The sequence below is a fragment of the Streptomyces sp. P17 genome (assembly GCF_032436805.1).
In the GTDB taxonomy this organism is placed as follows: domain Bacteria; phylum Actinomycetota; class Actinomycetes; order Streptomycetales; family Streptomycetaceae; genus Streptomyces.
In genome coordinates this window covers 1-12143 of record NZ_JAVRBF010000116.1, presented here as the reverse complement: position 1 = coordinate 12143, position 12143 = coordinate 1, and the positions used below count along the sequence as shown (strand labels likewise).

At 73.5% G+C, this 12143-nt stretch carries 11 protein-coding genes; 6 read left to right on the top strand and 5 right to left on the bottom strand.

The features are described from left to right. Nucleotides 1–273, bottom strand: a 273-nt coding sequence (locus RMT89_RS38815; RefSeq protein WP_315888469.1) for a hypothetical protein, incomplete at its 3' end; no start/stop codon positions are given. 98 nt (nucleotides 274–371) lie between these two features. On the opposite strand from RMT89_RS38815, the gene RMT89_RS38810 reads away from it, so the two are divergent. Genes RMT89_RS38810 through RMT89_RS38795 form a run of 4 tightly spaced genes read left to right on the top strand, consistent with a single transcriptional unit; the run spans nucleotide 372 to nucleotide 3823 of the window. After that, nucleotides 372–1139, top strand: coding sequence for an alpha/beta fold hydrolase (locus RMT89_RS38810; RefSeq protein ID WP_315888468.1), 768 nt, complete (start codon nucleotides 372–374; stop codon nucleotides 1137–1139). Next, on the top strand, nucleotides 1136–2071 hold the full coding sequence (locus tag RMT89_RS38805) for a TauD/TfdA family dioxygenase (RefSeq protein WP_315888467.1): 936 nt from the start codon (nucleotides 1136–1138) through the stop codon (nucleotides 2069–2071). Before RMT89_RS38810 ends, RMT89_RS38805 begins: the two co-directional genes overlap by 4 nt. Nucleotides 2072–2111: 40 nt before the next feature. Further along, nucleotides 2112–2888: a 4'-phosphopantetheinyl transferase superfamily protein gene (locus RMT89_RS38800; RefSeq protein WP_315888466.1), complete on the top strand. Its 777-nt coding sequence runs from the start codon at nucleotides 2112–2114 to the stop codon at nucleotides 2886–2888. Beyond that, the gene (locus RMT89_RS38795) at nucleotides 2885–3823 is read left to right on the top strand and encodes a TauD/TfdA family dioxygenase (RefSeq protein WP_315888465.1); all 939 of its coding nucleotides are present in this window, start codon (nucleotides 2885–2887) and stop codon (nucleotides 3821–3823) included. The genes RMT89_RS38800 and RMT89_RS38795 overlap by 4 nt, the downstream gene beginning before the upstream one ends. Nucleotides 3824–3975: 152 nt before the next feature. On the opposite strand, the gene RMT89_RS38790 is transcribed toward RMT89_RS38795, so the two are convergent. The 4 genes from RMT89_RS38790 to RMT89_RS38775 form a co-directional block, all read right to left on the bottom strand. Continuing rightward, nucleotides 3976–6426 (bottom strand): ABC transporter permease, encoded by a 2451-nt coding sequence (locus tag RMT89_RS38790; protein WP_315888464.1) that lies wholly within the window; start codon nucleotides 6424–6426, stop codon nucleotides 3976–3978. Next, nucleotides 6420–7157: an ABC transporter ATP-binding protein gene (locus tag RMT89_RS38785; protein ID WP_315888463.1), complete on the bottom strand. Its 738-nt coding sequence runs from the start codon at nucleotides 7155–7157 to the stop codon at nucleotides 6420–6422. Before RMT89_RS38785 ends, RMT89_RS38790 begins: the two co-directional genes overlap by 7 nt. A gap of 155 nt (nucleotides 7158–7312) precedes the next feature. Next, nucleotides 7313–7828, bottom strand: coding sequence for a DedA family protein (locus RMT89_RS38780; RefSeq protein ID WP_315888462.1), 516 nt, complete (start codon nucleotides 7826–7828; stop codon nucleotides 7313–7315). 124 nt (nucleotides 7829–7952) lie between these two features. Beyond that, nucleotides 7953–9812 carry a BTAD domain-containing putative transcriptional regulator gene (locus RMT89_RS38775; protein ID WP_315888461.1) on the bottom strand — a complete coding sequence of 620 codons (1860 nt, stop codon included), beginning with the start codon at nucleotides 9810–9812 and terminating at the stop codon, nucleotides 7953–7955. Nucleotides 9813–10072: 260 nt separating this feature from the next. On the opposite strand from RMT89_RS38775, the gene RMT89_RS38770 reads away from it, so the two are divergent. Next, nucleotides 10073–11380, top strand: coding sequence for a sensor domain-containing protein (locus RMT89_RS38770; protein ID WP_315888460.1), 1308 nt, complete (start codon nucleotides 10073–10075; stop codon nucleotides 11378–11380). A 17-nt stretch (nucleotides 11381–11397) separates the two neighbouring features. After that, a complete protein-coding gene (locus RMT89_RS38765; RefSeq protein ID WP_315888459.1) occupies nucleotides 11398–12012 on the top strand; it encodes a response regulator transcription factor in 615 nt (204 codons plus the stop codon). Nucleotides 12013–12143: the final 131 nt, after the last annotated feature.

Sequence of the window (12143 nt, the reverse complement as noted above, 5' to 3'; positions counted from 1 at the left end):
GCGGTGGCGTCCCGGGGCGAGGCTCGGCCGGCCGTGCCGGGGCCTGGCTCGCGGCGGGAGCTCCCGGGCGGGGCCGGTGCGGTGGCGTCGTCGGGCGAGGCTCGGCCGGCCGTGCCGGGATTCGACGTGAGAAGCGGCTTCCCGGATGAATCCGTGGCGCCGGGCGTCGGTGCGGTGGCGTCCCGGGGCGAGGCTCGGCCGGCCGTGCCGGGGCCTGGCTCGCGGCGGGAGCTCCCGGGCGGGGCCGGGGCCGGTGGCGGTGGTGCGCAGCATCGTGCTCGTCCGGCGTCCGGGCTCGACGCTCGCTCAAGGCCCGGACGAAAGCCTCTGGGACCGGACCACCACCCCCGTACGAAAGGAGACGAGACCCCATGACCGCTGTCACCGTTCACGACGTGCCGTGGTTCCGGCGCTACCCGGCGGCGAACGGCCGCGCGCCACGGCTGCGCCTCGTCTGCTTCCCGCACGCCGGCGGCAACGCCCAGCTGTTCCGCGGCTGGCCGGCCCGGCTGCCCGAGGACGTGGAACTGCTCGCCGTCCGTTACCCCGGACGCCAGGAGCGTCTCGCCGAACCCTGCGTCGAGGACATGGCCGCCCTCGCGGACGCCGTGACCGCCGCCCTGCTGGACCGGCTCGACCGGCCCCTCGCCCTGTTCGGGCACAGCATGGGCTCCTCCGTCGCCTACGAGACCGCGCTCAGGCTTGAGGCCCGGCACGGAGTCGTGCCGCGCCGCCTCATGGTCTCGGCCCGCTCCGCCCCGCACCGCGCCCGCCCCACCGGCCTGCACCACCGGTCCGACGACGACCTCGTCGCCGGGGTGCGCCGGCTCGGCGACCTCGGCTCGGAGGCCTACGACGTCCCCGAACTGCGCGAGCTGCTGCTGCCCGCGCTGCGCGCCGACTACCGGCTCATCGAGAACTACCGCCCCGCCGACCCGCCCACCCCCGTCCACGCCCCCATCACCGCCCACCTGGGCACCGAGGACCCCGGCTGCGCCCCGGACGCGGTCGCCGCCTGGGCCGAACTCACCACCGCTGGCTTCCACTTGCGCACCTATCCGGGCGACCACTTCTACCTCGCCCCCCGCGAGGCCGACCTGCTCGCCGACATCACCGAAGACCTGGAGGTTTTGACATGACGCAGACGGACATCTGGACCCCCCTGGAGATCGAGAGCGAGGGGGTGGGCGGCGCCGAGGAGCTCGTGGAGCGGGTCACCGGCATGGGCGAGGAGTTCGGCAAGCTGCTGGTCGCGGAGAAGGGCCTGGTCTTCCGCGGCTTCGGGGTCACCCCCGCCGAACTGGACCAGGCGCTGGACGTGCTGCTGCCCAAGCGGCTCGCCTACGTGCACGGCAACTCCCCGCGCACCAAGGTCGGCAGCAACGTCTACACCTCCACCGAGTACCCGCAGGAATTCACCATCTCGATGCACAACGAGATGAGCTACGCCCACGCCTGGCCCACGCGTCTGGCCTTCTACTGCCAGGTGCAGCCCGGCAGCCGCGGCGCGACCCCCGTCGTCGACGCCGCCCTGTGGCTGGACTCCCTGGACGACAAGGTGCGCGAGGCCTTCGCGGGCGGAGTGCGCTACGTGCAGAACCTGCACGACGGCTTCGGCCTCGGCAAGAGCTGGCAGGACACCTTCGAGACCACCAGCCGCGAGGACGTGGAGGCCTTCCTCGCCCCCACCGGCGCCACCTGGGAGTGGAAGGCCGACGGCGGCATCAGGGTCTCCTCGGTGCGGCCGGCCACCACCCGGCACCCGGTCACCGGCGCCGAGGTGTGGTTCAACCAGGCCGACCAGTGGCACCCCGCGGGCCTCGGCGACGACACCGCGGCCGCCCTCGCGCAGATCCTGCCCGAGGACGAGCTGCCGCAGAACGTCACCTTCGCCGACGGCAGCCCCATCCCCGCCGAGTACGTCGTCCAGATCCGCGACCGCGGTCTGCAGCACGCGGTCGACGTCGACTGGCGCGCCGGAGACCTGCTGCTGATCGACAACGTCCTGCTGGCGCACGGCCGCCGCCCGTTCACCGGCGACCGCCGGGTGCTGGTCGCCATGTCGGACTGACGGCCCCTCGGCTCCCCAACGCACAGAACGGACTGAGGCGATGACCGCCGCATACGAGTATCTGAGGGACCACGACGCGGTCCACGTCTGGCGGGGCAGGGCACCGGACACCCTGGCGCCGGGCGACACCGACCTGTTGTCCGAGGAGGAGCTGGCCCAGGCCCGGCGCCTGGGCGAACCGGCCGCGACACGCTACGCGTCGGCGCACGCGGCGCTGCGCCGGATCCTCGCCCACTACCTGGGCGAGGATCCGCGCGACCTGGTCCTCGGCCGCCGCCCCTGCCCGCGCTGCGCGCACCCGCGGCACGGCCGGCCGCGCATCGACTGGCCGCCCACCGACCTCGACTTCAACCTGTCCAGGTCCGGGCCGCACTGGCTGCTCGCGGTGCTCGTCGGCCGGCAGGTCGGCGTCGACCTGGAGGACGGCCGCGACCTGGACGTGGAGGGCGCCTCACGGCTGGTGATGAGCGCCGGCGAACTCGCCCACGCCGACGCCCACGAGGGCGAGCGGGAGCGGCTGCACGCCTTCTTCCGCTGCTGGACCCGCAAGGAGGCCGTCGTCAAGGCGAGCGGCGTCGGCATCATCACCAACCTGCGCGAGGTGGACGTACAACCCGCCGACGACGGCCCGGTGCTGGTCGGCCACGCGCTGCCGACCGGTCCCGACACCTGGCTGGTGGAGGACCTGCCGGTGGTCGACGGGGTGTTCGCGGCCCTGGCCCGGCAGGCCGGCACCACGCTCGGCCCGGTCGAACCACGCCGCTACGAGTCCCTGGACAGCCAGGGCGAACCGACGAGAAAGGTCCTGGTCCCATGACCGCGATCACCTACACGGCAGCGCCCGGCACCGCGGTGCACGCCTGGATCGCCGAGCACCGCACCGAACTCAGGGAGGCCCTCGGCACCCGCGGAGCGATCCTGCTGCGCGGCTTCGAGGTCGGCGGCGTCGACGGCTTCGACGGGGTGGTGCGGGCCTTCTCCGGCAGCGCGCCGCTGGACTACGCCGAGCGCTCCTCGCCGCGCTCCACCATCAAGGGGCAGGTGTACACGTCGACCGACTATCCGGCCGACGAGGAGATCTTCCTGCACAACGAGAACTCCTACCAGGCCGTCTGGCCGCACACCCTGTACTTCTACTGCATCGAACCGGCCCTCACCGAGGGCGCGACCCCGCTCGCCGACATCCGCGAGGTGTACCGGGCGATCGACCCGGCGGTGCGCGAGGAGTTCGCGCGGCGCGGCGGCTGGCGCGTGGTGCGCAACTTCCACGCCGACTTCGGGGTGCCGTGGCAGGAGGCGTTCGGGACGCAGGACCGGGACGCGATCGTGGAGTACTGCCGGGGCAAGGGCATCACGGCCGAGTGGCGGTCCGACGGCGGACTGCGCACCACCACGGTCCGGCGGGCCGTGCACACGCACCCGGTCTCCGGGGAGGAGGTCTGGTTCAACCACGCCACCTTCTGGCATGTCACCTCGCTGGCGCCGGAGGTGCAGGAGGGGCTGCGGGAGATCTTCGACGACGAGGACCTGCCCACCAACACCTACTTCGGCGACGGAGGGCGTATCCCCGACGAGACGGTCGCGCATCTGCGGGCCGCCTACCGTTCGGCGTCCACCCGGTTCGACTGGCGGCGCGACGACGTGCTGATCGTCGACAACATGCTGGCCGCGCACGGCCGTGAGCCGTTCACCGGACCGCGGAAGATCGCGGTGGCGATGGCGGAACCCTCCCGTTCCCCGGCCGCCGTCTGAACCCCCCTCTCTTTCAGGCCTGTTCCGCACCGACGAGGGCCGGCCTCCCGTTCCGTACGCCTGCCGTACGGAACCGGCGGCCGGCCCTCTTGGTGCCGCGCCGAGCGGGACGGGGGGACGTTGACCACCCGGCGCGACGTCTCAGGGGGCGGTCACTCCCGCATGCCCGCCAGCTCCACCGCCCGCCGCCGCATGGACAGTCCGGCCGGTGCCACCGCGGAGACCACGGCCAGCACCGCACAGGCGCCCACCGCGGAGCCGATGGCCGCCCACGGGATCTCGATCGAGGTCCACACCGACAGCAGGCCCAGCGCGCTCCACATGCCGAACAGGTTGAGCCCGGCCACCAGCAGCCCCAGCACCCCGCCGACCACCACGACCATCAGCGCCTCCCAGGCCACAAGGCGCAGCACCTGCCAGGTGGTGGCCCCGGCGAGCCGCAGCACCGCCAGGTCCCGGACCCGGTCGGAGGTCGCCATCACCAGGGTGTTGGCCAGCGAGATGCCCGTGTACAGCAGGGCGATGCCGAGGACCAGCAGGAACCCGAGCCGGGTGGTCTCGTTGGTCTCCGGGTAACTGGCGCTCACCCACTGGTCCTTGGTGAGGACCTCGCCGCCGTCGCCCTTGACCGCCGTAGCCAGTGCGCTCGCCACGGCCGCCGCGTCCGCGCCGTCTGCGATCTTCACATCGACCCGGTCGACGGGTGCCCGCGGGGCGTTGGCCGGGGTGACGTACACGCCGTTGTCGCCGGTGCCGATGGACATCACCGCGGCGATCCGCAGCGACTTCTTCGTGCCGTCGCCGAGCCACACGCTCACCCGGTCCCCGACGGAGTGCTTCTCCCACTCCTCGTTGACGATGATCGAGTCGTCGTCGAGGTCGGTCACCCGGCCCGCGGTGACCGGCAGCCGCACGGTGTCCGCGAGTGCCTTCGCCTCGGCGGCCCGGGCGTCGGAACGGATCAGCGCGACCCCCTCCTCCAGGACGTACACCGCGCTCGACGAGGTCACCGAGACCTCCGCGCCCGGCACCTGGCGCAGCCGCTCCACCGCCGCCGCGCCGAAGCCCTCGCCGGACGGGGACACCACGAAGTCCGCGGCGGTCTGCTCCCGGGTTTCGGTGGCCTTCGCCTCGTTCAGCGTCGCCGTCGCCCCGAGCAGCGAACCGGCCAGCGCCACGGTGACCAGCACGGGCGCCGCGATGGCGGCCGTACGGCGGACCCCGGCGGCGGCGTTCTCGCGCACCAGCATGCCGCCCGCGCCCGGCAGTTGGGCCGGCAGCCAGGCGATCAGCCGGGTCAGCGGACGCACCAGCACCGGCGACAGCAGCGCGATCGCGGTGATCAGCAGCATGGGCCGGCTGACGTACGTCTTGCGGTGCAGCAGGTCGCCCGGGTCGGTCACCAGGGCCAGCACCAGCGTCACCGCGGCGGTGACCAGCAGGCCCGCACCGAACAGCCAGCGGCCCCAGGTCATGGTCCGGCTGTCCACCGAGGCCTCGCGCAGCGCCTGGGTGGGCCCGGTCTTCCCGGCCCGCCAGGACGCGGCGACGACACCGCACAGCGCGACCAGCAGCCCCGTCCAGAAGGCCATGTGGTACGGCCAGGTGAAGTCGCCGATCTCGAACCACTTCGGCGCGAGCCCGCCGTCCACCACCCACTCGGCGAGGTAGGGCGCCGCGTACGCGCCGAGGACACAGCCCGCGGCGGAGGCGAGGACACCCACCAGCAGCGCCTCGGCGAACACCATCCGGCGGATCTGGCCGGGGGTGGCGCCCGCGGTGCGCAGCAGCCCGAACTCGCGGCGCCGCTGGGCGACGGCGAAGGCGAACGTGGAGGCCACCACGAACACCGACACAAAGCCGCTGACCCCGCCGGCCGTGCCGAACATGGCGTTCATCGCGGTCAGCGCCTCGCTGTCACGGTCCGGGTCGGCGTCCGCGAGCCGCCGGTCGGTGCCCGTGAGCACCTCGACGCCGGAGCCGTCGACCGCGGTCCGCACGGCCGAGGCGTCGGCGTCCACGACCAACTGCGTGGATACCGGGGCAAGTTGCGCGGCCCGGGCGTCGGTGTAGAAGACGGCGTCCTCGAAGCCGAGCCCGCCGACGGTCCCGACGACCGTCACGGCCCCGGACGCGGTGCGCAGCTTCTGTCCTACGGCGGCCCAGTCGCCGCTGACGACGACCTCACCGTCGGCCTCGGGCGCGCGCCCGTCGTTCAGCTTGTACGGCGCGAACGCGGCCGTCGACCAGGGGTGGCCCACCAGATCACCGGGCGCCCCTTCGGCCCGTACGGGGAAGGAGCGGTCCTCGGTGACGGTGCCGAGTTCCTTCAGCGCGGCGACCGTCTTCGCCGGCACGGGGTTGGGCTGCTCCAGCTTCTGGGTGCGGTCCCCGATCGGGGTCGGCACGCTCAGGGTGTCCTCGCCCTGCACCACGACCGGGGCCGCGCCGAACCGCTCCGGCTGCCGCTCGGGTGCGTCGAGCGAGGAGGCGAGGGCGAGGCCCATCACGGCGATCAGCGCGACACCGAGCGACAGCGCGACGAAGCTGCCGACGAAGGTGACCCAGCGCGTGCGCAGGGTGCGCAGGGCGACGCTCAGCACGGCACGGCCTCCAGCTTGGTCATCCGGGCGGCGATGTCGCCGGCCGAGGCGCCGATCAGCTCGCCGTTGACGCGCCCGTCGACCAGGAAGACCACCCGGTCCGCGTAGGAGGCGGCCACCGGGTCATGGGTCACCATGATGATCGTCTGGCCCTCGGCGTCGACCATGCCGCGCAGCAGCGTCAGCACCTCACGGCTGGTCTGCGAGTCCAGAGCACCGGTCGGCTCGTCGCCGAACAGCACCTCGGGGCGGGTGATCAGGGCACGGGCCAGGGCGACCCGCTGCTGCTGACCGCCGGACATCTCCGAGGGGCGGTGCCCGGCCCGGTCGCCGAGACCGACCTGGGCCAGCACCTCACGGACCCGGGCCTTCCTGGGGCGCCGCCCGGCCAGGCGCAGCGGCAGGGCCACGTTCTGCTCGGCGGTCAGCGACGGCAGCAGGTTGAACGCCTGGAAGACAAAGCCGATGCGCTCCCGGCGCAGCAGCGTCAGCCTGGTCTCGCTCAGCTTCGTCAGCTCGGTGTCGCCGACGGTGACCGAGCCCGAGGTGGGCCGGTCCAGACCGGCGGCGCACTGCAGCAGGGTTGACTTGCCGGAGCCGGAGGGGCCCATGACGGCGGTGAAGGTGCCCCGGGGGAAGGCCAGGGAGACCTGGTCGAGCGCGGTGACCCGGCCGCCGCCCGACCCGTACTCCCGGCTCACGGAGCGCAGTTGGATCGCGTTGTTCGTCATCTGTCCCTAAGTCCCTGTTCGTTGGTGTCGGTCCTCCCGCGCACCAAGGCGGGACGGAAGTGGCGTGGCGAAGTCATTGTCGAAGCGGGCCGGGCCCGAACGAGGCGCCGCGGCTGGCCGGAGACTGCCCTGGCAGGAACCTGCGAAGGGCGTGCTCAGCCGGGTCCGGCCGGGCCCATCACATAGCCGAGCAGGACGAAGGAGGGCGCCCACACCGCACTGCTCACCAGCGACCAGGCGAGATAGCGGTGCAGCGGCATCCGGACGGCTCCGCACAGGGTCGGTACGAGGGTGCGCAGGACGGCGGTGAACCGGCCGACGAACACCGCGCCGCCGCCGCGCCGTTCGATCAGACCGAGCGCCCGCGCGGTGTACCGGCTCCCGCGCGCACCGCCCGGCATCCGCTCCAGCAGCGGCCGCCGCCAGCGCCGGCCGACGGCGTACCCGACCGCGTTGCCGAGCACGGCGCCCGCCATCGCGGTGAGCAGCGCGGCCTGCACACTGATGTGCCCGTGCCAGGCGAACACCCCGCCGAGCACCACCGCGGTCTGCCCCGGCAGCGCCACCCCGATCACCGGCAGCGCGGCCTCCAGGGCGGGCAGCAGCAGAACCGTGACCAGGATGCCGGCACTCCCGAACGCCAGCACACGCTCGGCCAGCCAAGCCAACATCCGCTCCCCGTCTCTCTCGCCGTTCTCCGACCACTCCACGAAACCGCGTGAGGCCGGTGCGACGCAGTGCGGCAGAGGCGAGACTTGGGGTAGGGCCAGGCATACCTCGCGGGGTCGGGTCCCCTCACGTCCCCGTCAGGGTCAGGTCCCCGTCCCGTTCGGGCTGGCCGGTCGCGACCAGGCGTACCAACTCATGGAAGCGGTAGCGGGGTTCGCCCGTCGCGTCGATGCCCGCCATCTCCAGCAGCGCCGCCTCCACCAGCCGCTCCAGAAGCTCCTCCGCCACCTCCTCGGCGATCCCGGCGAAGCGCGCGGCCCGCGCCGTGGTGAAGGCCTCCGTGCCGTGCGGTGCGAGCGCGGTCACGAACTCCCGCTCGTCCCTCGGACGTTGCCCGAGCGCCGTGGACAGGGTGTGCCGTACGTCCAGTTCCCCCACCCGCAACTCCTCCGTCCGGCAGGCGGGATCGGCCAGTCGGCGGGCCAGCCGCGCGGCCGGCCAGTGCGGGCGCGCGGCGAGCCGGGTCCCCGCGATCCGCAGGGCGAGCGGCAGACCGGCGCAGGCCCGCACGATCAGCCGGGCCGCCTCGGGCTCCACCCCGATCCGCGCGGGTCCCGCGACCGCCCCCAGCAGTGCCAGCGACTCCGTGTCCCCGAGCGGTTCGAGGGTGAGCCCGTGCGATCCGGGCACCGTGGACAACCGCCCCCGGCTGGTCACCAGTACCGCCGCCTCGGCGGTGGCCGGCAGCAGCGTGTCCAGCTGGAGCTCGTTCGCCGCGTCGTCCAGCACGACCAGCAGCCTGCGCCCCGCCGTCCTGGTCCGCCACCGGTGCACCAGCTCATCGAGACGCCCCGGCCCCCCGCCCGGCACGGGCACGTCCTCCGGCCGCTCGCCCAGGGTGCTCAGCAACTGGGCCAGCACCACCCCGGAGTCCTTCACCGCGCCGTTCTCGTGGCGCAGCCGCGCGTACAGCAGCCCGTCGGGGAACTCCCCGGCCACCGCGTGCGCGACCCGCACCGCCAGCGCCGTCTTGCCGACCCCCGCCATGCCGTTGATCAGCAGCCGCCGCGGCCGGAACGGCAGCCGCCGCTCCGCCGGCGCCGGTACCAGCGCCGCGCACAGCTCCTCGAACTCCCGCCGCCGCCCGGTGAAGTCGGCCACATCGGGCGGCAACAGCAGCGGCGGCGTACGTCGCGCCGTACCGGAGGCGGTCACGGACACCCGGGCGGGCTCGGGCAGCCGCCCCAGGTCACCGCTGAGCGCGCCCTGGTAGGCGGTCGTCAGATCGGGCCCGGGGTCCACCCCCAGCTCCTCGGCGAGCACCGTGCGCCCCTCGTGGTAGACGTGCAGCGCGTCGGCCTGCCGCCCGCTGCGGTACAGCGCCGTCATCAGCTGGGCCCGCAGCCGCTCCCGTACCGGGAACTCGCTGACCAGGCCGGTGAGTTCGGACACCAGCCGCTGGTGCCGGCCGAGCGCCAGATCCGCCTCGACCCGGTGCTCCAGGGCGGTCACCCGGGCCTCCTCCAGCTGCGGCACCTCCGCCTCGGCGAGATACGGCGTCACCCCCGCGAGCGCCGGGCCCTGCCACAGGTCGAGCGCCCGGCGCAGTGCGTCCGCCGCGTCCGCGAACCGGCGTTCCTCCAGCGCCCTGCGGCCCCTGCGGTCCAGCTCCTCGAACTCCACCACGTCCAGCCGCGCCCCCTCCGCGAGCAGCTGATAGCCCGGCTGACGGCGGATCAGCTCCACGTCCGAGCCGAGCAGTTTGCGCAGTCTCGAAATGTAGGTGTAGATCTGCGCGTTCATGGTGGCCGGCGGATCCCAGCCCCACAGCAGTTCGCTGAGCCTGCCGTCCCCCACGACCCGGCCCCGGGCGAGCAGCAGGGTGGCGAGCACCGTGTGCACCTTCGAGCCGGACAATGCCACCCGCCGCCCCGGGTTCCGTGCCGTGTGCCGTGCCTCCACCGGACCGAGAAGCTGGAATTCCATGTGAGTCCCCCACTCCTGTGAGCCCCCGCCCTATGGACAGGGCCGGATCGCAACGCGCGCAGCGTTGACCCATGGCCATTGTTTGCGCCATTCCCGGCCGGAATTGAGCCTTCTGTTTGGCAGCAGCCTGCGATGGCAGGACCTTGCAGCGCCGCACCCGTGACCCCATGTCCCCGCACCGGAGGTATGGCCAGCCCTACCTCCGGTCCGCCACCTGGACCGATGGCACAGCCCACGTCCCGGCTTCTACGGTGATCCCCATGCACCCTCGCAATGTGTGGCAGGCCCTGTCCCGGCCGGGCTTCCTGCTGTCGCCGTGGCCCTGGCGCTCCGTCGCGTATCTCGTGACGGGCGTCCTGGCAGGCCTCGCCGCCCTGGTGTCCCTGGTGACGCTGGTGGCGGTCGGCGGCGTCCTGGCGATCGTCCTGGTCGGCCTGCCCCTGCTCGCCCTCACGGCCCTCGCCGGACTTCCGGTGGCAACCGTGGAGCGGCGCCGGCTGGGGCTGATCGACCGTGACCCGGCGCACGGCCCGCACGCCGAGCCCGCCGGGCCCGGACCGTGGTGCTGGTTCACCACCCGTGTGCGCGAGCAGCTCACCTGGCGGGAACTCGGCTACGCGCTGCTCTTCGCGGCACTGCTCTGGCCCGCCGAGGCCCTGATCGTCACCGTCGCCCTGCTCTTCCCGCTGTCGATGGCGGCCGCCCCGCTGCTGATGGCCACCGTCGGCGGAGGCGAGGAGACCAAGGTGCTGAAGGCCTGGACGGTCACCGACTGGCCGACCGCGTTCGGCGTCGCCGTCCTCGGCGTCCTGCTGCTGGCCGCCGGCGCCTACGTCCTCGGCCTCACCGCGGGCGCCCGCGCCGAGCTGACCCGGCTGCTGATCGCCCCCCGCGACGCCGACCTCGGCGAGAAGGTCGTCGAGCTCAGCCGCTCCCGCATCCGGCTGGTCGACGCCTTCGAGGCCGAGCGCCGCCGCATCGAACGCGATCTGCACGACGGCGCCCAACAACGCCTGGTCGCCCTGACGATGACCCTGGGCCTGGCCCGCCTCGACGCCCCGCCGGGCCCCCTCGCCGACCAGCTCGCGAGGGCCCACACGGAAGCCGGCAAGGCCCTTGAGGAACTGCGCGAGCTCATCCACGGCATCCACCCCAAGGTCCTCGCCGACTACGGCCTCGACGCGGCCGTCGCCGACGCCGCCGACCGCAGCGCCGTCCCCGTCGACGTCGACCTCGACCTGCCCGGACGGCTGCCCCAGGCGGTGGAGAGCGCCGCCTACTTCGTCGTCTGCGAGGCCCTCGCCAATGTCGCCAAGCACAGCGGCGCCACCCGCGCCGCGGTCAGCGGCGGCCACGACGACGGACGCCTGGTGCTCAAGGTCCGCGACGACGGCCGCGGCGGCGCGGACGCCGGCCGGGGCAGCGGACTGACCGGGCTCGCCGACCGGGTGTCCGTCCTCGATGGCAGACTCTCCCTGTCCAGTCCGCCGGGCGGACCGACCTTGCTGAGTGTGGAGATTCCTTGCGAGTGGACCGAGACGGCCGAACGCGCCGATCGCTCCGGGTAGTTCTGGCCGAGGACAGTGTGCTGCTGCGCGAGGGCCTCATCGGCCTGCTCGGCCGCTGCGGCCACGAGGTGGTGGCCGCCGTCGGCGACGCGACGGCCCTGGTCGCCGCCGTCGAGGAGCACGAACCCGACATCGTCGTCACCGACGTACGCATGCCGCCAGGCTTCCAGGACGAGGGCCTGCACGCCGCGGTGCGCCTGCGCGAGACGCGGCCCGCCCTGCCGGTGCTCGTCCTCAGCCAGTACGTGCAGCGCACCTACGCCTCCGACCTCCTCGACTCCGGCGACGGATCCGGGGTCGGCTACCTCCTCAAGGACCGCGTCGGCCAGGTCGAGGAGTTCGTCGACGCGCTGAGCGAGGTCGCGGAGGGCGGCACCGTCGTCGACCCCGAAGTCGTACGACAGCTGCTGCGCCGGCGCCGCGATCCGCTGGAGCGGCTCACCCCACGCGAACGCGAGGTGCTGGCGCTGATCGCGGAGGGCAAGTCCAACGGCGCCATCGCCAAGGCGCTGGTGGTCTCCGAGGCCGCCGTGGGCAAGCACATCGGCTCCATCCTCACCAAGCTGGACCTGCCCCCGGCCGAGGAGACCCACCGCAGGGTGCTGGCCGTCCTGGCCTACCTCCGGGCCTGATCAGCCCCTTATAGCCGGCGCATACATCCGCTGTAACCCCGCCGCGAACGCTGGCGCCGCTCCGAGCGACCCCTGGCCGTCCTGGCCTACCTCCGGGCCTGACCAGCCCCTTATAGCCGGCGCATACATCC

What these genes read in the sequence shown, in the direction of transcription:
- RMT89_RS38775 (WP_315888461.1), bottom strand. Translation starts at nt 9,812, where the DNA reads ATGGAATTCCAGCTTCTCGGTCCGGTGGAGGCACGGCACACGGCACGG.
- RMT89_RS38800 (WP_315888466.1), top strand. Translation starts at nt 2,112, where the DNA reads ATGACCGCCGCATACGAGTATCTGAGGGACCACGACGCGGTCCACGTC.
- RMT89_RS38780 (WP_315888462.1), bottom strand. Translation starts at nt 7,828, where the DNA reads ATGTTGGCTTGGCTGGCCGAGCGTGTGCTGGCGTTCGGGAGTGCCGGC.
- RMT89_RS38805 (WP_315888467.1), top strand. Translation starts at nt 1,136, where the DNA reads ATGACGCAGACGGACATCTGGACCCCCCTGGAGATCGAGAGCGAGGGG.
- RMT89_RS38810 (WP_315888468.1), top strand. Translation starts at nt 372, where the DNA reads ATGACCGCTGTCACCGTTCACGACGTGCCGTGGTTCCGGCGCTACCCG.
- RMT89_RS38795 (WP_315888465.1), top strand. Translation starts at nt 2,885, where the DNA reads ATGACCGCGATCACCTACACGGCAGCGCCCGGCACCGCGGTGCACGCC.
- RMT89_RS38770 (WP_315888460.1), top strand. Translation starts at nt 10,073, where the DNA reads ATGCACCCTCGCAATGTGTGGCAGGCCCTGTCCCGGCCGGGCTTCCTG.
- RMT89_RS38785 (WP_315888463.1), bottom strand. Translation starts at nt 7,157, where the DNA reads ATGACGAACAACGCGATCCAACTGCGCTCCGTGAGCCGGGAGTACGGG.